General features: G+C 65.3%; 19 protein-coding genes. 5 read left to right on the plus strand and 14 right to left on the minus strand.

What is annotated here, in order from left to right; translation table 11 throughout:
• Window positions 1–2 precede the first annotated feature (2 nt).
• The 6 genes from WC729_RS16315 to WC729_RS16340 form a co-directional block, all read right to left on the minus strand.
• Window positions 3–1,604: a tannase/feruloyl esterase family alpha/beta hydrolase gene (locus WC729_RS16315; RefSeq protein ID WP_372854618.1), complete on the minus strand. Its 1,602-nt coding sequence runs from the start codon at window positions 1,602–1,604 to the stop codon at window positions 3–5.
• A complete protein-coding gene (locus WC729_RS16320) occupies window positions 1,601–2,470 on the minus strand; it encodes an alpha/beta hydrolase (protein ID WP_372854620.1) in 870 nt (289 codons plus the stop codon). The genes WC729_RS16315 and WC729_RS16320 overlap by 4 nt, the downstream gene beginning before the upstream one ends.
• On the minus strand, window positions 2,467–3,951 hold the full coding sequence (locus tag WC729_RS16325) for a carboxylesterase/lipase family protein (protein ID WP_372854622.1): 1,485 nt from the start codon (window positions 3,949–3,951) through the stop codon (window positions 2,467–2,469). Before WC729_RS16325 ends, WC729_RS16320 begins: the two co-directional genes overlap by 4 nt.
• Window positions 3,948–7,172, minus strand: coding sequence for a family 78 glycoside hydrolase catalytic domain (locus WC729_RS16330; RefSeq protein WP_372854624.1), 3,225 nt, complete (start codon window positions 7,170–7,172; stop codon window positions 3,948–3,950). The genes WC729_RS16325 and WC729_RS16330 overlap by 4 nt, the downstream gene beginning before the upstream one ends.
• A gap of 383 nt (window positions 7,173–7,555) precedes the next feature.
• Window positions 7,556–10,216, minus strand: a complete 2,661-nt coding sequence (locus WC729_RS16335; RefSeq protein ID WP_372854626.1) for a TonB-dependent receptor domain-containing protein — start codon at window positions 10,214–10,216, stop codon at window positions 7,556–7,558.
• A 207-nt stretch (window positions 10,217–10,423) separates the two neighbouring features.
• Window positions 10,424–11,722 (minus strand): TetR/AcrR family transcriptional regulator, encoded by a 1,299-nt coding sequence (locus WC729_RS16340; RefSeq protein ID WP_372854628.1) that lies wholly within the window; start codon window positions 11,720–11,722, stop codon window positions 10,424–10,426.
• 615 nt (window positions 11,723–12,337) lie between these two features.
• Here WC729_RS16340 and WC729_RS16345 point away from each other — a divergent pair.
• Window positions 12,338–13,123 carry a gamma-glutamyl-gamma-aminobutyrate hydrolase family protein gene (locus WC729_RS16345; protein ID WP_372854630.1) on the plus strand — a complete coding sequence of 262 codons (786 nt, stop codon included), beginning with the start codon at window positions 12,338–12,340 and terminating at the stop codon, window positions 13,121–13,123.
• On the opposite strand, the gene WC729_RS16350 is transcribed toward WC729_RS16345, so the two are convergent.
• Genes WC729_RS16350 through WC729_RS16360 form a run of 3 tightly spaced genes read right to left on the minus strand, consistent with a single transcriptional unit; the run spans window position 13,104 to window position 14,558 of the window.
• Window positions 13,104–13,727: a dihydrofolate reductase family protein gene (locus WC729_RS16350; protein WP_372854632.1), complete on the minus strand. Its 624-nt coding sequence runs from the start codon at window positions 13,725–13,727 to the stop codon at window positions 13,104–13,106. The two genes, WC729_RS16345 and WC729_RS16350, sit on opposite strands and share 20 nt — an antisense overlap.
• A gap of 28 nt (window positions 13,728–13,755) precedes the next feature.
• Window positions 13,756–14,223 carry an SRPBCC family protein gene (locus WC729_RS16355; protein ID WP_372854634.1) on the minus strand — a complete coding sequence of 156 codons (468 nt, stop codon included), beginning with the start codon at window positions 14,221–14,223 and terminating at the stop codon, window positions 13,756–13,758.
• Window positions 14,220–14,558: an ArsR/SmtB family transcription factor gene (locus tag WC729_RS16360; RefSeq protein ID WP_372854636.1), complete on the minus strand. Its 339-nt coding sequence runs from the start codon at window positions 14,556–14,558 to the stop codon at window positions 14,220–14,222. The genes WC729_RS16355 and WC729_RS16360 overlap by 4 nt, the downstream gene beginning before the upstream one ends.
• A 218-nt stretch (window positions 14,559–14,776) precedes the next feature.
• Between WC729_RS16360 and WC729_RS16365 the strand changes: the two genes are divergently transcribed.
• The gene (locus WC729_RS16365; protein ID WP_372854638.1) at window positions 14,777–15,352 is read left to right on the plus strand and encodes a hypothetical protein; all 576 of its coding nucleotides are present in this window, start codon (window positions 14,777–14,779) and stop codon (window positions 15,350–15,352) included.
• Between the two features lie 38 nt (window positions 15,353–15,390).
• Here the strand turns inward: WC729_RS16365 and secA are convergent, their stop codons facing one another.
• From secA to WC729_RS16385, 4 genes are all read right to left on the minus strand, one after another.
• Complete coding sequence (gene secA, locus WC729_RS16370) at window positions 15,391–18,135, minus strand: preprotein translocase subunit SecA (RefSeq protein WP_372854640.1); 2,745 nt, start codon at window positions 18,133–18,135, stop codon at window positions 15,391–15,393.
• Window positions 18,136–18,234: 99 nt separating this feature from the next.
• Complete coding sequence (locus WC729_RS16375) at window positions 18,235–18,498, minus strand: hypothetical protein (RefSeq protein ID WP_372854642.1); 264 nt, start codon at window positions 18,496–18,498, stop codon at window positions 18,235–18,237.
• Window positions 18,499–18,562: 64 nt separating this feature from the next.
• Window positions 18,563–19,171 carry an energy transducer TonB gene (locus tag WC729_RS16380; RefSeq protein ID WP_372854644.1) on the minus strand — a complete coding sequence of 203 codons (609 nt, stop codon included), beginning with the start codon at window positions 19,169–19,171 and terminating at the stop codon, window positions 18,563–18,565.
• Between the two features lie 12 nt (window positions 19,172–19,183).
• Complete coding sequence (locus tag WC729_RS16385; RefSeq protein ID WP_372854646.1) at window positions 19,184–19,768, minus strand: energy transducer TonB; 585 nt, start codon at window positions 19,766–19,768, stop codon at window positions 19,184–19,186.
• 183 nt (window positions 19,769–19,951) lie between these two features.
• Here WC729_RS16385 and argJ point away from each other — a divergent pair, with 183 nt between their 5' ends.
• From argJ to WC729_RS16400, 3 genes are all read left to right on the plus strand, one after another.
• Complete coding sequence (gene argJ / locus WC729_RS16390; protein ID WP_372854648.1) at window positions 19,952–21,181, plus strand: bifunctional glutamate N-acetyltransferase/amino-acid acetyltransferase ArgJ; 1,230 nt, start codon at window positions 19,952–19,954, stop codon at window positions 21,179–21,181.
• Between the two features lie 4 nt (window positions 21,182–21,185).
• A complete protein-coding gene (locus WC729_RS16395) occupies window positions 21,186–21,797 on the plus strand; it encodes a glutathione S-transferase family protein (protein WP_372854650.1) in 612 nt (203 codons plus the stop codon).
• Window positions 21,798–21,969: 172 nt separating this feature from the next.
• A complete protein-coding gene (locus tag WC729_RS16400) occupies window positions 21,970–22,113 on the plus strand; it encodes an SEC-C metal-binding domain-containing protein (RefSeq protein WP_372855478.1) in 144 nt (47 codons plus the stop codon).
• A 40-nt stretch (window positions 22,114–22,153) separates the two neighbouring features.
• Here the strand turns inward: WC729_RS16400 and trxA are convergent, their stop codons facing one another.
• Window positions 22,154–22,501 carry a thioredoxin TrxA gene (trxA, locus tag WC729_RS16405; protein ID WP_372854652.1) on the minus strand — a complete coding sequence of 116 codons (348 nt, stop codon included), beginning with the start codon at window positions 22,499–22,501 and terminating at the stop codon, window positions 22,154–22,156.
• Window positions 22,502–22,526: the final 25 nt, after the last annotated feature.

Genomic DNA, 22,526 nt, shown 5'->3' on the forward strand with positions numbered 1-22,526 from the left:
GATCAGCTGTTCGGCGCCGAGCAGACAAAGCTCGCCGCATCGTCAGTCGAGCCAGTGCCGTTCCACCGTGCGACCTTCGGATAGGCGCAGAGCGGCCGGGTGCGGATCGGCTTCGACGGAAAGCCGAGATAGCCGAACAGATCGCTGTCGAACTTGGTAGCGGTCATCCGCTCGGGTGCCGCCCCGCCCTGCCGCCAGGCATCGAGCGTACCGAGCGCGTCGAACACATTCGGACCCGGGCCCATCAGGCAATGCGACATGCCCGGCACCATGAACAGCCGCACGGAACTGGCCGCGCCCTTGGGGTTCGCGCGCTCCACCCGTTGATAATAGTCGATCGTGTTCTCGGGTGGGATCGCTGCATCCTGCCAGCCATGATAGAGGATCAGCTTGCCGCCGTGGCGGAAGAAACCTCTCAGGTCGGGGTTGTCGGCATCGAGATTGGCGCCCTGGAGCCGCTTCGCCAGCGGATAGTCGCGTGCCAGATCGAAGCTCGATATCTGCCATTCCGGATTCGAATGGATCATGTAACGCATGAACTCGGTCGCGAAGCGGCCGTGCTGCGCCTTGGGACCGGTCAGCCAAAGGTCCCAGGTGCCGGCCACGGCTTCGGCACCGGGCTGGAAGCCGAAATAGAAGGGCTTGCCGTCGAGGCCGACCGGGCCGCGATACAGGGAGCGAGCCGCCTCGACCTGCGGCGCGGTCATGCAATCCGGGCCGTCACTCGCCTTGCACTGAAGCTCGGCCGGATCGAAGCGGCACTGGCGCGGATCCTCGATCACACCGTCGGCCACGCCATCGAGCTTGTCGCACTTCGCCAGCGAGGCGGTCTGCAACAGCTTGAGCTTCGGGTTGGGAATGCTGGATTCCGGGCGGGCGAATACCGCCAAGTGATTCATCGCAAAGGCGCTGGTCATCCGCGTCCAGGGAATGGCGGGCGCACCGGCGATGATCGCGTCGTAGTCCTCGGGATAGCGCTGTGCCTCGGTCAACGCCTCGCGGCCGCCGTCCGAACAGCCATGGAAATAGCTCGCGGCAAGCGGCGTTGCATAATAGGCCGCGACCACCTTCTTCGCGGTCTCAGCCGCGAGATGGTTGGCGCGCCAGCCGAAATCCTTGATCTTCTCGGGCGCGTTCAACGCCCATTTCGCGTCGACATCGCTTTCGCCGAAATGGCCCATATCAGTGCCGACCGACGCATAGCCTTTCTCGACTCCGCCGCGCATCAGCAGCGAGGGCACGGTCAGGTTGCTCCCGAACCCGCCATTGCCCGCGCCGAGCAGCTTGCCATTCCACGCCGCGCGCTCGGGCAGCCAGACCTCGACCTTGATCGACGATCCCGGCACCGGGGTCAGCACCGCCTGGACCCGGCAAAAGGCGCCCGCCGAGGGCAGCCCCGGTTTGCCGGCCTCGGTGGAGACCCCTGCACCCTTGGCAATGGGCACCGCGGCCTCGATCCGCCCATTGCCGAGCGGCAGGCCGACCAGCGCCTCGCAGGTCGCGATTTTCTGCACGGCGACCGCTGGCGGCGCAATATCGCTAGCCGAGCAGCCCGCCAGCATGGCGACGGCCCCAAGTGAGCCGAACCGGATAAGATCGCTCATTTGGTCAATGCTCCCTGAGACTGCAGCCAGGTCCGCATGCGTGCGGTCCATTCGTCGGTGGGCTTGCCCTTGAGCTCCATGCCGAAGCCATGACCGCCCTTGGGATAGGTCACGAACTCGGTGCTGGCCCCGCTTGCCCGCCACGCGGCTTCGAGCCGGCCGCTGTCGCCTCGCGCGATCGTGTCGTCGTCGGCCACCAGCACGAACAGGGGTGGCGCCTTTTTCGGCGCGACGATCGGGTCGGGCAGCAGGCCCGGATAGATGGTCGCGGCGAAATCCGGGCGGCTGTCGGGGTGGTTGGCGAGCATCGTCCAGACCGTGACGGCACCGCCCGCCGAGAAACCCATCATGCCGATGCGGTTGGGCTTCACGCCGAAACGTCTGGCGTTCTTGCGAACATAGCGGACCGCGTCCTCGCCATCAGCGGTAGCGGCCGGGCGCAGCGGCTCGACGGCAGTGGCCAGCTCGGGGAGGTGAGTCAGCAGCCGGAAGAAGTGCGGCACGAAGCCGTCATCGGTCTGCACAAGCCGGTATTTCAGCACGAACGCCGTGATACCCATGCCGTTCAGCCAGCGCGCCGTCGCGACGCCCTCATTCTCGATCGACAGCATGTGGAAGCCACCGCCGGGCGCGACGATCACCGCAGTGCCGGTCGCGATCTTCGGATCGGGCAGATAGGCAGTGAGCGACGCGTCGGAGACGTTGCGCACGATCTTGCCGAAGGGGAAGCGAGTCTCTGTCACTTCGGGCTGGGGCGTTGCGGGCGCGCCGGAGCGGAGGCGGATCACCTCCTGGGCATCGCCCGAGGCCGTCACCGCAAGCAGGGCGAGCACGACAAGCAGGCTGCGCATCTGGAATACCTTCATTGGACTGTATCGCGGGCGGCGGCGATGGCATCGAGCGCAGGGCTCGAGGCAGGCGCCATGCTTGTGCCCGTGATGCCGATCTCGAGCATCGCTGGCGCCTTGGGATCGACCCGACGCCAGGCGGGGATGCCCTTCCCGTTCGGATCACCGGTCTTTGCGAAATTGGTCCAGGCTGTCGCCAGCAGATTGGCTGCGGCCTGGTCGGTGGCGGTCGGCGCGACATCGCCTTTCACCAAATCGTCGAACTGGAAGATCACGTCAGTCGCATGACCGGCGCCGATGCCATCCTTGCGCTTGGCTTCCGCGACATAACCGAAGCGGTAGAGCCAGGTCGGCGCCCCCGCTCGGGCGTGGCGAAGGGCGAGCGCCAATGCCGGTTCGGTGAACATGATATCTGCGGCGACATGGCGTTCGGCCTTTTCGGGGGAGCCATAGGCAGCGGTCACCGCTTTGGCCCCTGCCCCCAGCCCCGCCAGTGCCGGCGTGTTGACCATCGGCAGGAACGGCGCCGGCACGAAGCCGAGCTCATCGTCATTGTTGCCGACGATATACGGGATGTGCGCCTGCTTGCCCTCGGCGAACAGGCGGTCCGCGTCGCCGGGGATGATCGCCCCATCGGTGATCGGGCCCGAATAGCGATCCTCTTCCTTGCTCAACAGGTTGATGCCGCCGATCACGGTCGCGGTCGGGAGCGCGCGCAGGGTTGCGGCGTCGGCGTTTGATGCGAAGACCTTCCCCTTGGCTTCAGCCGCGGCAAGCGTCGGCCATTTGTCGCGACCGCCGCCTGACGAGGCGATCGCCTTGGCGAACAGGCCTTTCGCGGCGGGCGAGGTCATCAGCCGCGCGACCGATTCACCGCCCGCGGATTCGCCGAAGATCGTCACATTGGTCGGATCGCCACCGAAGGCGGCGATGTTCCTGCGCACCCATGTCAGCGCCGCGATCTGGTCCATCAGGCCCCAATTGCCGGCGGGCTTGCCCGCGCCTTCGGCGGCGAGCGCCGGATGCGCGAAGAAGCCCAGCCGCCCGAGGCGGTAGTTGAAGCTCACCAGCACCACTCCACGGCTTGCGAGCCGGGCACCGTCAGTCTCGGCAAGCGCGCTCGATCCGCTGACGAAGCCGCCGCCATGGATCCACAGCATCACCGGAAGCTTCGCGCCCGCGACGGGTTTGGGCGTCCAGACGTTGAGAAACAGGCAATCCTCGCTGGTCGGCTGGCCGCTGCCGGTTGCGCCGGGAAAGGCGTTCTGCGGACAATCCGCCCCGAATTTCGATCCGTCGCGAACCGCGCTCCAGGCAGCAGGCGCGGCTGGTGCGCGCCAGCGCAGGTCACCGATAGGAGCGGCGGCGTAGGGAATGCCCTTGAAGGCGACCACGCCGTCAGCCGCAGCGCCGTGCACCGGCCCGGACTCGGTGCGCACGTCCTGCGCAACCGCCGGTGTGGCGACCAACAGAGTCAACCCGATCAATATCCGGATCATCGCGTCTCTCCGCCTTTGAAGTCATACATGCCCGGGCCAGTGCGGTAGATCGCATAGCCCGCTTCGCTGCGGACCAACGTCGCGCCGGCCGGGGCGGTGACGGTGCCGAAGCGCGTCGGCACCCAGATTTCGCCGCTGGCGTTCGGCGGCACCTCGGCCTGCAGGGTCAGCCTGCCCTGCTCGACCCGCCAGCGCGACGCGGCATGGCCAAGCACTGTCTCCATCGTCGCTTCCGCGCTGGCGAGCCCGGTCGGGATCGCCGGCTTGACCAGCACGGTCTTGTAGCCCGGCGCCCCCGGCCTCAGCCCGGCGAGCCGCTGGCGCATCCAGTCGCCGATCGACGCGAAATAATGATGATCGCGGGAGCGGCTACCGAGGCTCCAGCTCTCGAACATCGTCGAATGGCCGTTCGCGATCCACCAGCCCCAGCTCGGTTCGTCAGTGCGGGTCGCTGCGCGATAAGCCAGGTCGGCATGGCCATGGTCGCTGAGCATCTCAAGCACATAGCGCGTGCCGAACACGCCGGTGCGCAGGCCTTGTTTCTCCACGTCGCGGGCGATCGCATCGGCGACGCTTTGCTCGCGGCCCTTGGGCGCCATGCCGAAGGCGAGCGCCAGGACATTCTGGATCTGGAGCGGTGGCCCCGCCACGCTTTTGGCGTCGATCGTCCGGTACCAGCCGTTCTTGTCGTCCCAGTAGCGCGCATTATACGCCGCGCGGATCGCCTCGGCGAGCGCCTGGTAGCGCGCCGCATCCTGCGTCTCGCCGATGATGCCGGACGATGTCGCGAGCAGATCCGCTTCATGGAAGAAATAGGCTGTGGTCACCGCATCGACGCCGCCGCCGCGGGCGTTGAAGAAGTCCAGGCTTCCCGGCGGCGACCATTCGCTCAGGCCCTTGGCGCGGTAATAATCGGGGGCCGTGATGACGGTCGCGGTGTAATCGACCAGCCGCCGCTGCATGTCGTGATTGCGCGCGAGGATGCGCGTGTCGCCATAGCTGGTGTAGAGTTCCCATGGCAGGATCAGCGCTGCCACGTCCCACGGCGTGGTCGGCCCTGAGATCAGGCCCCAGCCCGGCGTATCCTCATAGCCGTAATAGGGCGTCGCGGGCACGATCTCGGGAATCTCGCCCTTGGCCGATTGCGCATCGCGGAAATCGCCGAGCCATTTGGTCCAGACCCGCGCCACATCCAGGCTGCGTGCCGCCGCGCCCGCCGAGGCCTGGGCGTCGCCAGTCCAGCCATTCTTCTCATAGGTCGGCGTGTCGGTCTGGAAGCCGTGCATGTTGTTGAGGATCGTCGCGGTGCCGGCCGCATCGATCTTCCCGAGCAGCGGATCGGCGCTGGCGAAGCTCCCGGTCTTCGCGACGGCGGAGTGCGCCACGCGTGCCGTCAGGGTCGTCGTGTCCGGCGTACCGGGAACGCCCTCGAGTTGGACATAACGGAAGCCGCGATAGCCGAAGCTCGGCTCCCAATGCTCGCGGCCCTTGCCGGCCAGCGTGTAGCGATCGGTCTGGAGTTGCGCGTCGATCAAGCCGGATGCCGGAATGACCCGGCCCGCCGCATCGAGCTGCTCGCCTGCGACCATCGAGACGGTGGCGCCGCGCGGTCCTTGTACGTCCAGCGCGGTCCAGCCCGCGACGATGCGGCCGAAATCATAGACCCAGATGCCAGGCGCGGCCTGTTTGACCGAGACCGGCGCAATCGCCTCGACCGGAGTGATCAACTCGGAATTGGCAGCGACCAGAGCACCGGTCGGACCTGTGACGACACGGGCCGCGTTCCAGCGGATCGGCCGAAAGCCCGGCTTGTCCCAGCCCGCGGGGAACAGACGCGCGTCGTAACCCTCGCCGCGATGGACGGAGTCGCCGATCGTCGGGCCGGACACTGTCTGCCAGTCGGCCCCGGTCGCGACCTTCTGGGTCGTGCCGTCAGCATAGTCGATCTCGAGTTGCGCCTTCAGGGCCGGCTCGGCGTGCCAGGGCGCGACGTGGAAATACCATTCATTGGGATCGGTCAGGCCGTACCAGCCCCGGCCAAGTTCGGCGCCAAGCACATTCTGCCCGAGCCGCAGCAGCGCGGTCACGTCATAGGTGTAGGTCAGTACGCGCTTGTCATAGGCAGTGAACCCGGCCCCCAGCGGCGAGCCGACCGCGGTTCCGTTCAGCACCGTGCGTGGCATGCCCGCGCCGGCGACATAGAGCCGCGCGCGGGCGACCTTCTTGCTGCCGACCTGGAAAGCGCGCCGGACGAGGGGCGCCGGCGCCTCGATCGGCAGGACCAGGTCGACATTCTTCACCCCGCTGGCGACGACCAGCCCTTCGGACGAGACGCTGCCGCCCGTGAAGGGATTGTCGTTGCGCGCGAAATCGGTTCGCGCCGCCGGGCTGCCGGTGCCGGAAACCGCGACCGCATGGATCACCGCCGCGCGCTCTTCCTTGCCGCTGAAGCCGATCGTGCCGTGGCCGTGGGTGCGGTCCTCGAGCGTGTCGATTGGCTTGCCGTCCAGGCTGGTGACGATCGTCGCGCCGGTTGCCCGAATCGTCAGCCGATGCCGTTGGCCCTTGAGCGGCACCGACAAGGGCACCCGCTTGAGCACCGCCGTCTTGACCGCTGAACTGATGCCGCCCGGATAGGTCCGCACGGATTCGACAAGGACCGCGCCGTCCTTGCCCTCGCTGAGCGTCCAGACATAGGCGTCGCCATAGGTCTTGCCGTGCGGCAGCGCGCGAAACAGGATGTCGACTGCGTTACCCGTAAGCGTCAGATCCACATCGAGCGTGACGTCGCTCCAGTCGTGATCGCGCCGCTCGGGGCCGGAAATCCATTTCGCCTGCCAGTCCGCCGGCGCGAGCAGCCCCATCTCCCACCAGCCGGGCGTGCTCCAGCCGCTCGCGCGACCTGTATCATCCCAGACCTGTACCTGCCACGAGTAACGCCCGCGCGCCTTCAGCGGCTGGCCGGCATAGGCGATCTGCACGTTCGCATCGGACGTGACCTTGCCGCTGTCCCAGACCAGATCGTCCTTCTCCAACGCCTGCGGAGAAGCGGCGACGCGGATGCGATAGGCGGTCTGCCTACCCACCGGCGACCGCCAGGCGAGACGGGGCGCCGGCTCGTCGAGCCCGAGCGGCGTGGCGCTATATTCGACCGCGAGTTTCGACGGCACAGGGTCCGGCTCGGCCTGCACAGGCTGAATCAGGCAGAAAGAAACCAGCACGGCCGACAGGAACGGGAGGAAACAAGCGCGTCGAACAGGTGTTGGAGATGGCACGGCGCTGCGGAAAAAGGGTGTGAATTCGACGGAATGTGAGAGTCGGTTTACGCTATTTTTTTGACGACTCTTCTTCGAGCCCCCAACAGCAATTTCTGAGTCGTCCTCCCCTCCGTCTGCACCAATAGCCATAGTCCGCGCCGAACAGGCCCGATCCGTGCTTTGACTATAGTGACCTGTTACTTGCATAATGTGAGAGGGCCTTAAGTTCGTCTTTCGCTCAATCGCCGCCCCGGCCCGCCTCGAGAGGAGGCGGGCCGAGGGGTTCCGATGGATTTCAGCAGAAATGGCGCCTGGGTTGAATCGACGGAAGCGGCATCACCTTCTCCCTAGAATTTGGTGCGGACGCCAATCGAGACCACCCGCCCGAGCGTGCTGCCATTGGTATAGCCGCTGGCGCTGTCGAGATAAGGCGGGTCCTGGTCGAAGACATTGTCGATATTGAGCGTCAGCAAACTGTTCTTGACCAGCTTGCCCAGATCGTAGCTGAAGAACAGATCGACCGTCTTGAATGACGAGACATGGTTCTGGCTGAGAATGCCGAGGATGGGATATCCGCCGCGATAGTTCAGCGTCGCATGTCCGGTCAGGTCGCCGACGCGCGCGCCAACGCCCGCGGCAAGGGCCGTGCGCCCGACGCCGTTCTTGAGATTGTCGCTGAACGGGCCACCCGCCACCGCGGAGGATTTGCGGTTGAGCGTATAGGTGCCGGAGATATTCGCGTTGACCGACCCGAAGCCCGTCTCATGCGCATAGCCGACATTGAAATCGATGCCGTCGGTATGGACCGACCCGAGATTGGTGCGCCGCGCGTTGAACAGCACATAGGGCGTCGAGGTAGGGGTATAGAGGCTGGCCAGGCTGGGTGCGCCGGTAACGATCAGATTGCCCGCCGCCGCCTGGGCCTGGGCCAGGGTCGGATTCAGGATATAATAGCTGGCATAGTTCGGGTCCGAATAAAGCACCGGAGAGGTGATCGGCGGCACCGAGATCGAGTCAGTGAACTTCACGTTCCAATAGGTTGCGCTGGCAACCAGGCCGGGCACAGCCTTGGGCACCCAGTCGAAACCGACCGACCAGGTGTCCGCCTTTTCCGGCCGCAAATCGGGATTGCCGCCAGCGATGACGATCATCGGCCGCAGGATGTCGAGCGGCGAGCTGTTGGCCGCGCGGTACGGACTGAACAGGAAGACCTGAACGCGTGAGTCAGCCGTGCTCGTCGTATCGGCAAGGCTCGCCGCATGGAACGAGGTCCCGTAATTGCCGCGCAGGGTGAAATCCTCGAACGGCTTGTAGGTGATGCCGATCTTCGGGTTGGTCGTGCCGCCGACGTCGCTGTAATCGTCATGGCGGATCGAGCCCGAGACCTGCAGGCTGCGCATGCCCGGCCCGCCATTGCCGGCCCCGAAGATCGGGATCAGCAATTCGGCATAGGCCGATTTCACGTCGCGATTGGCCGACGAATTGATCGCGTTGGTGAAGACGTTGCGCCGGTCCTGCGCGATGCGGGAATCGAGCTGCTCGTAATGATATTCGGCGCCGACCGCGAGCCGGATGTCGCCGCCGGGCAGGCTGGCCAGCGAGCCGTCCAGAATCAGCCGCCCCTCGGCCAGCGCCTGGGTGGCGTCGCCGAAATTCTCGAAATCGGCGATCGTCGCCAGCACGGCCGGGTTGGTCGCCGACAGATTATAGGGGTTGAGCGCGGTCGCGATCGTCGTTCCCGCCAGCGCCAGGGTGGCCGCGGTCGAGTTGATCGTCTGCTCACGCACCAGATTGTAGCTCTCGCCGAAATTCGCCATCGCGCGGAGCTGCCAGTTACCGCCGAGACCGATCGAGATGCTCGGCGTGACGCCATAGGAATCGAACCGCGCCCTGCTGGTAGCGCTCTTGCCGAAGACATCGGCGAAGGACAGCGCAACGCCCTGGACCGGCGAGAGGCCGATCGGGCGGAAATAGGGGTTGGTGAAAATGATGTTGCCCGTGAAGCCCGATTGCGAGCTGAGCGTCGTCGTGTCGCGCCGCGACCAATAAGCCGACATGTCGAACGTGACGCTGTCGTTCAGCTTCTGAGTCAGGCTGGCATAGACCGAATGCCGCCGCTCGCGCGGATAGATATCGGCATAGTCGTTGCTGTCGCAGAGGTTGCTCGTGTTGGGCAGGAGCCCCGGCAGCGCATAGCTGACGCCCGCAGCGGTAATGGTGCCCGGCGCGCAGGTGGTGGTGCGGTTGTCGAGGCCGCCCTTCGCCCGGTTGTCGGCACGGACATAATCGCGGTCGATGCCCAGGATATTGTCGTGCCAGGCATAGGCATAAGACACGAACAGCGAGCCGCTGCCCCAGTCGCGACCGACCGTCAGATTGCCGTCAACACCCTGATAATCGTCGCCAAAGCTGTACCGGGCGCTGGCGCCGACGCCGTTGAAGCGCTTGCGGGTGATGAAGTTGATCACGCCGCCGATCGCGTCCGAGCCGTAGATCGCCGAGCCGCCATCGGGCACGACCTCCACGCGCTCGATGATGTCCGGCGGAATCGCCGATGGGTCGAACGTCGTCTGGAGCACGCCCGCGCCGACCATGCGGTGGCCGTTGACCAGCACCAGCGTGGTCACGCCGCCGGAGGCGCCCAGATTGCGAATGTTGGGCCGCACGACCGGAAGGGCGAAGCTCGCAGTACCGACCGGGACCGTGCCGAAATTGCCGACCTGCGGGATCGAGGCGAGCAGGTCGTTCGACGACGCCGCACCGCTGACGAGCACATCGTCCCGGGTCACGCTGACCACATTGGTGCCGGTCGGGGCGACGCCGCGCAGCAGCGTGCCGGTAACGACGATATCGGCTTCCTCCGAAGGCACGTCGCCGCTCTCCGGGTCAAGCGACTGCCCGGGAACGGTGCCGGCCTGCGCGGCGGGCAGCGGCGTGGTTTGAGCCTGCGCAATGCTTGCCCAGGCAAGCCCGCTGGTCAGCGCCGCAATCGAAACGCCCAGGCGCAACGACCGAAATCCAAAGACACCAAGTGGTGAAAAATCGCCTCTCATCTCATCCTCCCCGACGCGCCGCTGGCGGGCGCTTGATCCGACTGGAGGCTGGCGAGGCAGTCGCCGTCGCTTCCCCAGACACAGGCCGTTCTTCGACGGCTTGCGTGATGGGGCAGTACGGCTTCGAAACGCGCTCGTCAATATTTTTAAAAGAATGTACCGTTATTTGGTATTCGCGATGATCGCACTCCTGAACTCCCCCCGGGCAAGGGCGAGATGCGCCAGCGGTGAGCCGGTGGAGAGAGCGCGGACCTGCTTGCCGATGAAGACCGCCTGCATGCGCATCGCCTCGAGCGGGCCAGCCTCGGGGACCAGCAGTTCCAGCCGGCGCTTCCACGCCTTGGTCTGATCCATGATGACGTCCCAAACAGCGGGTCGCAGTTCGAGTCGCCGCGACGATTCGAGGCCGATCGAATAGATCGCGATCGCCGCCCGGCCATGCTGGGTGACTTCGCGGACGAACACCGCGGCGGTCAGGTCGGCCAGCACGTCCAGGGGCGCGCCCGTCACCTGGGCTGACGTCACCATGTCGCGATACCGTCCCTTGGAGCGGGCGAACAGCTCGGCTTCGGCAGCCTTGAGCAGCCCCTCGATCGACCCGAAATGATAGGCCGGCGCGGCGGTGGTCAGCGCGCTCTGCGCCGCCACGGCATTGTAGGTGATCGCGCCCGCGCCCTGCGCGATGAGCACGTCGATCGCGCCGCCCAGGATCCGCTCCCGGGTCTCGCGCGCCTTGTTGGTCCGGCGAGTCGGCGGCGGTGCGTCGGTGATCGGATGCGCGCTGGGCGGTGCCCATTCCCTGGCCGGATCGCCGCCGCCCGTCAGCACGGCACTCAATCGCGCCGAGGTCAGGTCGAGCGGCAAGGTGATGAACAACAGGCCGATCATGGTGTCGATCGCCGTCTCGACGTCATGTTCCCCGCGCGCGCCGGGCATCGCTCCCGCAAGATCGCCCCAGACCGCGAGCAGCTCGCTGAACCAGCTATCCGCCAGCGCATGTCCTTCCGGCGTACGCGCCGCATCGAGGATGATCTCGCACCAGGCCAGGGCGGATCTGCGATGGCGGCCAGTGGCGTTGATCAGGAGCCTGGCCGCGAACCCGCCAAGGTCAGTTGCCACACCATCGCCACGCCGCTGGCGCGCGGCAGCCCGCCGGAACGACTGGGCATAGCCCTCAAGCAAGCGACTGGCCGCATCAGCGATCATGTCGCGCTTCGTGGCGTAGTGATAGGTCGTGGCGGCAAGCGACACGCCTGCCGCGGCCGCCACGAGCCGGTGAGTCAACCTGCTCGACCCCGCCTCGGCAAGCACGGTGATGACCGCGTCGGCGATCCTGGCCTTGGTCCGCGCCGACCGTCCGCCCTGCCCACCCTGGCTGCCCTGCCCGTCCTGCCTGGCCTGTCCGCCCAGGCGCGACTGCCGAGCGCCAGCGGTCTTGGTCGATACCACGATTACACTCATCCCCTTTCGGCCATCCGCCCTGGCGTCGAGCCCAGCTTAGTCGACACGCGAGATAACGCACCTTTGGACAATAGTCCCTGCAACGCCAACGGCCTTGCGCCATGGAGGCCGCCGCCTGGCATATCAGAACCAAGAAGTGCGGCGATCCGTCGCTGAACTATTCCCCAAGGCTGCCGGTGACGCCGCGCTGAAACGTCGGTTCGAGCGGCGCCTAAAGGCTTGTGCCTCGTACGAATCGTCTCCAATACTTCCCGTCGAGCGCGATTCATCATGCCTCACCTCGCGGGAAGCACCTGCCATCCGCGCACATCGCATCCCCTTTGCAGAACGCCGATGCGGATCGCTGAATATAGTATTTTGAAGGGTTGTACAGGATATCCGCGAAAGCCCTGGCTGGATCATGCCGTGTCGCGCGGCGCGTCGCACATTCAGGCCGCTTCAACGTCCGGTTTCCCAATGGGCATATTTTCTTCCTAATGCCTACTCGATTAGTAGGTTATCGTCTTCCGCATATCGCGCCGGAGGCTGGAGGCATCGGATGGTTCTGAGGCTGCTCGAACAGGTACCTGAAAACAGGCCCATGCGTCTTGCCGCAAGCCTGGCCGGCGCTGCGGCATGAGCGCGCCCTTCTTTCCACGCGGCCCTGCTAGGCCGAGCAAGCCGGTCATCGGCGTTCTATGCTGCAACGAAATCGCCGAGCGCCCCATCCAGGCCGTGGCCAGCCGATTCATCGAGCCCCTGTCACGCATCTCGGGCGCGACGGTGCTGCTTGTCCCCGCGCTGATCGACGTGCTCGACGCGGCCTCGCTGACCGATCGGCTGGACGGGCTGCTGCTCACCGGCTCGCGGTCGAATGTCTGCCCGACGCGCTACGGCGCGAGCGCCTGCACGGGAGACCGGGTGGACGAGGAGCGCGATCAGGTCGCCTTCGCGCTCGCCGGGCATATGATCGAGCATGGCAAGCCGGTCTTCGGCATCTGTCGCGGGCTGCAGGAACTCAATGTGCTTTTCGGGGGCACATTGACGGCGGAACTCGGCGGCGAGACGCATCACGGCAATGAGGACGCGCTGTCGTTCGAGCAATTGTTCGAGCATTGCCACGATGTGAGGCTCGTCGACGGCGGCATGCTCGCTGGTGCCGCAGGCGCGCGCCGGCTCAAGGTGAACTCGGTGCACCGCCAGGGCATCGACCGCCTCGGCACGGGCCTGGAGATCGAGGCTCTGGCGGTCGACGACGACCTGATCGAGGCTTTCTCCGCGCGCCCCTGCGGCGGGGACGTCCTGGCGGTGCAATGGCACCCCGAATGGAACAGCGCGAAGAGCACGGCCAGCCAGGGCTTTTTCGGGCTGATCGGCTCGGCGTTGCGCGGTGAAATCGCCCCTATCGCAACATCTCCGTAAAACTCGCGGGGTGCGGCAGATCCGCAGCGGTGTGTGATGCGTGATGCGATCCCACCACGCCGTGCTCGAAGGCGCGAATGCCGAGCAGTTTCAGATCGCGCTTCTCGGTCAAGGTCGAGAACCAGGACTCGCCGGGCGACACGATCGGGTAGGTGAAGAAATAGAATTCGTCGATCAGGTCGAGCGCGACGACGGATTGCGCGAAACTGGCGCCGCCCGACACATGGATATCGGCTCCGGGCTGGGCCTTCAGGTCCCTCAGAAACGCCGCGAGATCGGCATCGGTGGCCGCCACGACCGGTTCCACGTTATTCCAGGGCGTCAGTGCGGCGCTGCCGGACCGCGAGAAGACGATCTTGCGATAGTCGTTCATTCGCTGCGCCATCGCCCGGTTGGTCTCGGTCCCGACATCGTCGGAAAGCGCGCCCGGCCAATAGGCGGCCATCTCCTCATAGGTCGTCCGTCCGACCAGAACGGTATCATATCCGGCATAGATCCGGTCGATCTCCCGATATTGGTCGTCCCCGACCCCGGAAAGCCAGGCCATCGGGTCATCCAGGCGGCCGTTGAGGGTCGTCATCATCTGCAGAATGATCTTGCGCATGGGCAGCGTCCCTTTGTGTGATGAAAGTCTATTCGACGAGCTTCGCGAGCTGCCCCATCACGGTGCCCCAGCCGTCATTGAAGCCCAGATTCTGGTGCATGGTCCGATCGGCATTGCTCCGATGCATGACATGGGCGGAATAGTCGGTGCCGAGCGGATGATCCTTGAAGGTGATGATCGCGGTCATGAAGGGGTTCTCCGCCGGCCGCCAACCGCCGAGCAGCGCGTTGGTGAAGACGATGCGTTCCTGGGGATCGACCGCGAGGAAACAGCCGCTCACATGAGGTCCGAAGGCACCCCCATCCTCGCTGATCCGGGTCACGAATGCGCCGCCGGGGGCGAGATCCATCTCGGCAACCTCGCAGCGCGCCGGTTCGGGAATCCACCACTTCTGAAACTTCGCCGGATCGGTCCACGCGCTCCACAGGGCCGACCGCGGCGCCTTGATGATACGCGAAATGGTCAGGTCGAGATCGGGATTGAATGGGGGCGTCATTGGGCATCCTCTGGTTGATGGGTGACGAAGTGTTCGAGCCGGTCGGTGCGCTCCTCCCAGAGCGCGCGCTGGTCGGCGAGCCAGTCGTCGACCGCGGCGAAGGTCGCCTTCTCGATCGTGCAGGTTCGCACCCGGCCCTGCTTGCGCGTCCGGATCCAGCCGCTCTCCTCGAGCAGATGGATGTGTTTCATGAAGGAGGGCAGCGCCATGTCGAAGGGCTGCGCGAGTTCGCTGATGCTGGCTGGCCCCTTGCCCAGCCGCCCGATCACCGCGCGGCGCGTGGGGTCGGCAAGCGCGTGAAAGACCGTGTTCAGCTGCTCGTGATACTGTTCCATAAGGCTAAGTATCACGCGCAATCGCTTAGCTCAAGAGCTAAGTGTTACGGCCACCGGGTTCTGGCGCCGTCTTCTCGTTGGGCGCCGGCAGAACCGGACCGTGCATCCATGACGACATAGTTACGTATTTGTCACGGACACATGGGCTGAGTCGTACGTTCCACATCTGACGGCCGATGCAGCACGCTTTGTCGCATCGGAACGTGCTGGAGGAAGACATGAAGACAGGAACTTCGCGGGCCGCGCTTTTCGCAGTGCTGGGTGCCGCAACCTTGATGACCGCGGGCTGCGCCACCGAAACAGCCTATCGCCCGGCGACCGGCACGGGCTTCGCGCGGGCGGGCTATAGCGACCGGATGATCGAGGCGAACCGCTACATGGTGAGCTTCGCCGGCAACAGCTACACGTCGCGCGACACGGTCGACCGTTACCTGCTGTACCGCTCGGCCGAACTGACGGTGCAGCACGGCTTCGATTATTTCATCCTGGCCGATCGCGACACCGACCGACGGACGCGAACCTATACGACACCAAGCGCCTTCGGCCCCGGACCCTATGGTTATTGGGGCGCGAGCTGGCGCTATCGCGGCCGCGGCTTCGGCTGGCGCAGCTGGGATCCGTTCTGGGGCGATCCTTTCTGGGATCGCAGCGTCGATGTGACGACGGTCGACAAATATGAGGCCAATGCCGAGATCGTGCTCGGCCGTGGCCCGAAACCGCGCGACAATGTCCGCGCCTTCGACGCGCGCGAGGTGATGAACAACCTCGGCCCGTCGATCGTGATGCCCAAATAAGCGAAAGGCTCCCCCGTATCAGCGGGGGAGCCTCTTTCTCACGCTACCCCGACGGCGCCGTGGCAATGCTTGTATTTGCGACCTGAACCGCATGGGCATGGTGCGTTGCGGCTCACCTTGCCTTCCCATTCAGCCGGATCTTCGCCGACCTCGTCGCCCATCGGTCGCGGGATCGACAGCGGCGGCAGCGTGGTGGTCAGCAGACCGCGCGTGCCCCCGTCGAAATCCGCACTGTCATCGTCGCCGCTGAACGGGTCGAAATGCGTCGTGATGAAGTCCGGCAGGTCGGGCAGCGGCGGCGCTTCCTGAAGCTGAAACTGGGCGTGCGCGATGGTGCGGGTCACATCCTCGCGGATATTGCCGAGCATGCGCTCGAACAGCGAAAAGGCTTCCTGCTTATATTCGTTGATCGGCGTCTTCTGCGCATAGGCGCGCAGATGGACGACCTGGCGCAGCGCATCGAGCGTCGCCAGATGCTCCTTCCAGTGATGGTCGAGATTCTGCAGCAGGATCGACTTCTCGACCTGGATCCACTGCTCGGGCTCGAGCATCGCGGCCTTTTCGGCGACCATCGCATCGGCCGCCTCGCGCACGCGCTCCTCGACGACCTCCGGATCGATCGCCTCTTCCTTCAGCCAGTCGTCGATCGGCGGTTCGAGCGCGAGCGTCTCGGCGAGCTTCGCCCGCATGCCCTCGACGTCCCATTGTTCGGGATAGCTGTTTGGCGGGCAAGCCTCGCCGACGATCGAATTGACCAGCTCGGTGCGCATGTCCTGCACCACGTCGCCGACCGTGTCGGCATCCATGATGTCGGCGCGCTGCTCGTAGATGACCTTGCGCTGATCGTTCATCACGTCGTCATATTCGACGACCTGCTTGCGGATGTCGTAGTTGCGCGCCTCGACCTTCTTCTGCGCGGTCTCGATCGCCTTCGACAGCCATTTCGATCCGATCGCCTCGCCGTCGCCGATGTTGGAGCGCATCATGCGCGCGAACAGCGTGTCCGGGCCGAAGATGCGCAGCAGATCGTCGTCGAGGCTCAGATAGAAACGGCTGAGACCCGGATCGCCCTGGCGGCCCGAACGGCCGCGCAGCTGGTTGTCGATGCGACGGCTCTCATGGCGCTCGGTGCCGAGCACGAACAGGCCGCCCGCGGCGAGCACTTCGGCCTTCTCGGCGGCGATCTCGGCCTTGATCGCAGCGATCGCGGCGTCGCGCTCAGGCCCTTCGGGGATGTCGGACAGCTCGTCGTTGACGCGGAACTCGAGATTGCCGCCGAGCTGAATGTCCGTACCGCGGCCCGCCATGTTGGTCGCGATGGTGACGACGCTCTTGCGGCCCGCCTGTGCGACGATGTGCGCCTCGCGCTCATGCTGGCGGGCGTTGAGCACTTCGTGCTTCACGCCTTCCTTGACGAGGAACTCGGACAAGAGCTCCGACTTCTCGATCGAGACGGTGCCGACCAGCACGGGCTGGCCCAGTTCGGCATGGTGCTTGATCTTCTTGGCGATCGCCTGGAATTTGTCGGCGGTGTCCTTGTAGAACTCATCCTCCTCGTCGACGCGCTGTACTGGCACGTTGGTCGGGATGGTCACGACGTTCATCTTGTAGATGTCGTAGAATTCGGCCGCCTCGGTCGCGGCGGTGCCGGTCATGCCCGAGAGCTTGGGGTACATGCGGAAATAATTCTGGAAGGTGATCGAGGCCATGGTCTGGTTCTCGGGCTCGATCTGCACGCCCTCCTTGGCCTCGACCGCCTGATGCAGGCCATCCGACCAGCGCCGGCCGTCCATCATGCGGCCGGTGAACTCGTCGATGATGATGACCTTGCCGTCCTTCACGATGTAATCGGTGTCGAGCTTGAACATCATGTTCGCGCGCAGCGCCTGGTTCAGGTGATGGACGACCTGGGTGTTCTCGAAGTCATAGAGGTTCGCGCCCTCGAGCAATCCGGCCTTTTCGAGCATGCGCTCGACCTTCTCGGTGCCATCCTCGGTCAGGATGATCGACTTCTGCTTCTCGTCCTTCTCGTAATCGATCGCGTCGAGCTCCTTCACGACCAGGTCGACGCTGCGATACAGGTCGGACTTGTCGTCGGTCGGGCCGGAGATGATCAGCGGTGTGCGGGCTTCGTCGATCAGGATCGAGTCGACCTCGTCGACGATCGCGAAGTTGAAGGCGCGCTGGACCATCGAGCTGCGCTCGTACTTCATGTTGTCGCGCAGATAATCGAAGCCGAACTCGTTGTTCGTGCCGTAGGTGATATCCGAATGATAGGCGTCGCGGCGCTGCTGGTCGGTCAGGTTCGGGATGATCACGCCGACGGTGAGGCCGAGGAAGCGATAGACCTGGCCCATCCAGCCCGCGTCGCGCTCGGCGAGATAGTCGTTGACGGTGACGACATGCACGCCGGTGCCCGGCAGCGCGTTGAGATAGGTCGCGAGCGTCGCCACCAGCGTCTTGCCCTCACCGGTGCGCATCTCGGCGATCTCACCGCGGTGGAGCACGATGCCGCCGACCATCTGCACATCGTAATGGCGCTGGCCCAGGGTCCGCTTGGCCGCCTCGCGCACTGTGGCAAAGGCCTCGGGCAGCAGATCGTCGAGCTTGATGCCGTTCGCCAGCCGCTCGCGGAACACGACCGTCTGGTTGGAAAGCTCGGCATCGGTCATCGCTGAGATGGTCGGCTCGAACGCCGCGATCTTCGCGACGATCGCGCCGAGGGACTTGACGTAACGGTCGTTCGAAGAACCGAAAAGCGATTTGGCAAAGCCGCCGAGCATGGAGAATTCCCGATCTATAAGGCATGGCCGCCGGGTCGTGCCGGGCGGCGGAATGAACGTGACAGGTGGAGCCGGCCGCAGCCGGATCAGGCGGTCGCTCTATTCGCGACGGCGCTCCGCATAGAGCGGAATGACGGTATCGAGCGCAAAGGCGGTTTCAATGCCGAAGGACGACGCCGCGACAAGCGTCGGCATCGCCTGGACGATCGGCCGTGCCGCGACACGCGCAGCAGTCGGCGCGCTGGCCTGGACCGTGGAGGCCCCGACCACTGCCTGATGCAACCGCACCTCGGGTGTCCGCACGCCGGAAATCGCGCCGGTCAGCGCGCTCAGCAGCGCGGAGAGGATGAGAAGCAGTTCCATTGCGGCGTGCGATGTAGTGGCTCGCGGTGCGGGCGTCCAGCAATTGCTCATGGAAGAAGTCCGTTCAATCCTCGGGCAATACCCAGCGGACGGGCACCGTATAATCGCCAACGGTCGCGGCGCCGTTTCGATCCCGTGCCGGTGTGAAGGTCGCATGTGTCATGAGGATCGAGCAGGTCGTCGCATCCAGGCTGGTCGAGCGGCTGCTGGTGAGGATGGTGCATGCCGTGGGCGACCCGGACGGGTCGATCGCCAGCCTGGCCAGCACCCGCCCCTCCGCGCCCGCGCGGATCGCGTCGGTGGGATAGGCATCATTGGTGAACCACATACCCGGATTTTCCGCTGGCATGGCCTTCACGCCGGCAAGCGCACGGTCGGGCGGCGGCACCGGCCTCACCAATGCGACTGGATTCTCAAGGCGCATCGTTCCCGAGTCCATGATCGAGCCGTGGGGCGGCCCGGGCTCGGTCGGCCCGATCCGGCTTGCGGTCGAGGTCGCTTTCCTGTCGGCGGCGGCCCGCGCCGACTCCGACGGCCCTCCACCGAAGACGGCCCAGAGTTTCGGGCCATATTCCTCGAAGCCCATAACGATGACCACGGTCAGCAGCAGGAACAGCGTAAAAACCACTGCCACCACCGCGAGGGTGACACCCTTGCCTTCTCCGATGATCATGCCTGCGTCATCTCAATCGGCATCCATATAGGCGCTCATCGTCATGGTCACCGTCGCCGGCGCCGGCTTGCCATTCCGGATCGGAGTCCCGAACGGGCGGGCGTCCAGCGGAAAGCCGCGGCATATGTCGGGTTTCACGCCACCGGTCTCGGCTTCTTCGTTCCTGATGACCTTGCACGCCTTCACGGCCCCCGTCTCGTCCAGCGATAATTCGATGGTCCGATCGGCCAGCTGGCGCCGGCCGTCGCTAAGATCGAGCTCGCGATCGTCCTTGGGAAGGACCCATCGCACGGGCAGGAGGAAGGTGGAGGGCAGCGCACGGCCGCGCTCGTCGCGCCCGGGTTTGAAGCGCGCGCGCGTCATCGCCACATTGCAGGTGCCCATATCGAGGTCGGGATTGCCCGCGCTCACCGCGACATAGCATTGCGACGGCGTACCATGTTCGTCGATGTTGAGCCGTACGACTACCCTGCCCTGCGCGCCCGCCCTGATCGCTTCGGGCGGATAGGCATCTCCGCTGAACCACAGTCCAGGGTTCTCGACCGGCGTCGGCTCCTGCGCCTTGTTCTTCGCACCAGCCTCTGTCGAGACAGCCAAGGCAAGTGCCCCCAGCACGATCCTGCTTGCCTTACCCCCCATATCGCCCCTTGCCGTATATGATCCGTGAGAGGCCAGCCTTATAGCCTTGCCTCAAGGCGTTACCACAGCCGACGCGTCCGAAACGGCACGCAAATCCCATCCGGCATTTGCGTGGCGGGCGCCTGGCCTTATGAGGGCGCCATGTCCGCCAACCGCTCTCCGCTCGCGCCCGAAGGCTTCCCCGCTTTGCCCCCGATTCCCGGCGTTACGCCGCGCATCGCCCGCGCGCGCTACAAGACCTGGGATCGCTGCGACCTGACCTTCGTCACGCTCGATCCGGGTACGGCGGTGGCCGGCGTGCTGACCCAGAGCCGCTGCCCCTCGCCCGAGGTGGAATGGTGCCGCAAGGCGCTGGTGCTGGGCCAGGCGCGCGCGCTGGTGGTGAACGCGGGCAATTCCAACGCCTTCACCGGCGATCGCGGCCGCGAGGCAGTGGAGAATCTCGTCGCGCGGGTCGCCACCCGGCTCGGTTGCCAGCCCTCGGACGTGTTCGTCGCCTCGACCGGCGTGATCGGTGTGCCGCTGCCGATCGACAAGAGCGAGGCCGGCCTCGACGCCGCCTTCCAGGCCGATTCCTGCAGCTGGGAGAAAGCCGCCGCGACGATCATGACCACCGACACCTTCGCCAAGGCCGCAGTGACTCAGGCAGTGATCGGCGACAGGACGGTCAATCTGGTCGGCATCATCAAGGGATCGGGCATGATCATGCCCGACATGGCGACGATGCTCGGCTTCATCTTCACTGACGCCGCGGTCGACCCCGCCTTCCTGCAGGCGGCGCTCTCCGACGCGAATGTGAAGAGCTTCTCCTGCATCACGGTCGACAGCGACACCTCGACCAGCGACACCGTGCTGGCCTTCGCCACCGGATCGGCCGGCAATGCGCCTTTGATCTCATCCGACGATGCCGGTGCCGACGCCTTCCGGGCCGCACTCGCCGATCTCTGCCTGCAACTCGCCCATCTCGTGGTGCGCGACGGCGAGGGCGCGTCGAAGTTCATCACCGTCGAGGTGACGGGTGCCGAGAGCGACCGCAGCGCGCGGGTCATCGCCCTGTCGATCGCCAATTCCCCGCTGGTGAAGACCGCCATCGCCGGCGAGGACGCCAATTGGGGCCGTGTCGTCATGGCGGTCGGCAAGGCCGGCGAGCCGGCCGAGCGCGACAGACTGTCGATCCGCTTCGGCGAGACCCAGGTTGCGCGTGATGGTCTTGCGGTAACCGGTTATGACGAGACGCCGGTCGCAGCGCATCTCAAGGGCAGCGAGATCGATATCGGCGTCGATCTCGGCCTTGGCGACGGCCGCGCGACGGTTTGGACCTGCGACCTCACGCACGGCTATATCGCGATCAACGCGGATTATCGGAGCTGAGCCGGTGCTGACGATCTGGGGCCGCCTCAACTCGCACAATGTGAAGAAGGTCGCCTGGTTCGCCGAAGAGGCCGGCCTGGCCTATGTCCGCCACGATGTCGGCGGCCGGTTCGGCATGGATGCCGATTATCTCGCGAAGAACCCGAACGCGCTCGTCCCGACGATCGAGGACGGCGAGGTGACCTTGTGGGAATCCAACGCGATCCTGCGCTATCTCGCCGCCCGCCACGCGCCGGATCGCTTCTGGCCGGCCAACCCAGCGGCACGCGCGATGGCCGATCGCTGGATGGACTGGCAGATCGATTATGCCGAGGCCCAGCGCGACGCCTTCGTCAACCTGATCCGCCGGCCTGAAGACCGGCGCGATGCAGACGCGATCAAGCGTTCGGCCGAGGCCTGCGCCAGGAAGATGACGATACTCGACGCACATCTCGCGCAGAGCCCCTGGCTGTCGGGCGACGCCTTCGGCATCGGCGACGTACCCATGGGCGTCTATGTCCACACCTGGTTCACCCTGCCGATCGAGCGGCCGAACCTGGCCAATGTGGCCGACTGGTATGAAGGCCTGCAGGCGCGCTCCGGCTATGCCGGCAATGTGATGATACCATTGACTTGACGGCGGTCTCGTCGCGGAGCATCCGGCTCGCGTCGCGCTCTGGCGACGTTATGACAGGAGGCCGTCATGCACCGCATCGACCAACTCGCCGACCTGCCCTGCTTTCGAGGTCAGCTCGAAGCGGCGTAAGGGATATCCGTCCGAAACGCAGGTGAAGCGGGGTCTCCGCTTCGTGCACGGCGATATCGAGCTCATCGAAAAGCTGGGTCGCAACGATCCCTGCCCCTGCGGGTCCGGGAAGAGATTTCCGCGCGTGCTGCCTGCAGGGAGGCCGTTTTCGATGGCGCGGAACGCCATGAATATTATCGCTGAATAGGAAAGGGGCCGCGCGGCAGATGCCGCGCGGCCCCATAATGTCAGTTGGCGGCGGTGCTGACCGAAGAACCGAGCTCGCCTTCAAGCCATGCCTTGATCCGGCCCTTGGGCTCGGCGCCGACCTTGGTCGCGGCCGGGGCGCCGTTCTTGAACAGGATCATGGTCGGGATGCCGCGCACGCCGTACTTGCCCGGCGCGTCGGGATTGTCGTCGATGTTCAGCTTGGCGATGGTAACCTGCTCGCCCAGCTCCTCGGAGATTTCCTCCAGGCTCGGGCCGATCATCTTGCAGGGACCGCACCACTCAGCCCAGAAATCGACGAGCACCGGCTTGTCGGAACTGAGGACGTCAGCCTGGAAGCTGTCGTCGGTGATGTGCTTGGTTGCCATGTCGGGAATCTCCTGTGTTGCCGGC

The sequence above is a fragment of the Sphingomonas sp. genome (assembly GCF_041661825.1).
Lineage (GTDB): Bacteria > Pseudomonadota > Alphaproteobacteria > Sphingomonadales > Sphingomonadaceae > Sphingomonas.

What these genes read in the sequence shown, in the direction of transcription:
- WC729_RS16315 (WP_372854618.1), bottom strand. Translation starts at nt 1,604, where the DNA reads ATGAGCGATCTTATCCGGTTCGGCTCACTTGGGGCCGTCGCCATGCTG.
- WC729_RS16320 (WP_372854620.1), bottom strand. Translation starts at nt 2,470, where the DNA reads ATGAAGGTATTCCAGATGCGCAGCCTGCTTGTCGTGCTCGCCCTGCTT.
- WC729_RS16325 (WP_372854622.1), bottom strand. Translation starts at nt 3,951, where the DNA reads ATGATCCGGATATTGATCGGGTTGACTCTGTTGGTCGCCACACCGGCG.
- WC729_RS16340 (WP_372854628.1), bottom strand. Translation starts at nt 11,722, where the DNA reads ATGAGTGTAATCGTGGTATCGACCAAGACCGCTGGCGCTCGGCAGTCG.
- WC729_RS16345 (WP_372854630.1), top strand. Translation starts at nt 12,338, where the DNA reads ATGAGCGCGCCCTTCTTTCCACGCGGCCCTGCTAGGCCGAGCAAGCCG.
- WC729_RS16350 (WP_372854632.1), bottom strand. Translation starts at nt 13,727, where the DNA reads ATGCGCAAGATCATTCTGCAGATGATGACGACCCTCAACGGCCGCCTG.
- WC729_RS16355 (WP_372854634.1), bottom strand. Translation starts at nt 14,223, where the DNA reads ATGACGCCCCCATTCAATCCCGATCTCGACCTGACCATTTCGCGTATC.
- WC729_RS16360 (WP_372854636.1), bottom strand. Translation starts at nt 14,558, where the DNA reads ATGGAACAGTATCACGAGCAGCTGAACACGGTCTTTCACGCGCTTGCC.
- WC729_RS16365 (WP_372854638.1), top strand. Translation starts at nt 14,777, where the DNA reads ATGAAGACAGGAACTTCGCGGGCCGCGCTTTTCGCAGTGCTGGGTGCC.
- secA (WP_372854640.1), bottom strand. Translation starts at nt 18,135, where the DNA reads ATGCTCGGCGGCTTTGCCAAATCGCTTTTCGGTTCTTCGAACGACCGT.
- WC729_RS16375 (WP_372854642.1), bottom strand. Translation starts at nt 18,498, where the DNA reads ATGGAACTGCTTCTCATCCTCTCCGCGCTGCTGAGCGCGCTGACCGGC.
- WC729_RS16380 (WP_372854644.1), bottom strand. Translation starts at nt 19,171, where the DNA reads ATGATCATCGGAGAAGGCAAGGGTGTCACCCTCGCGGTGGTGGCAGTG.
- argJ (WP_372854648.1), top strand. Translation starts at nt 19,952, where the DNA reads ATGTCCGCCAACCGCTCTCCGCTCGCGCCCGAAGGCTTCCCCGCTTTG.
- trxA (WP_372854652.1), bottom strand. Translation starts at nt 22,501, where the DNA reads ATGGCAACCAAGCACATCACCGACGACAGCTTCCAGGCTGACGTCCTC.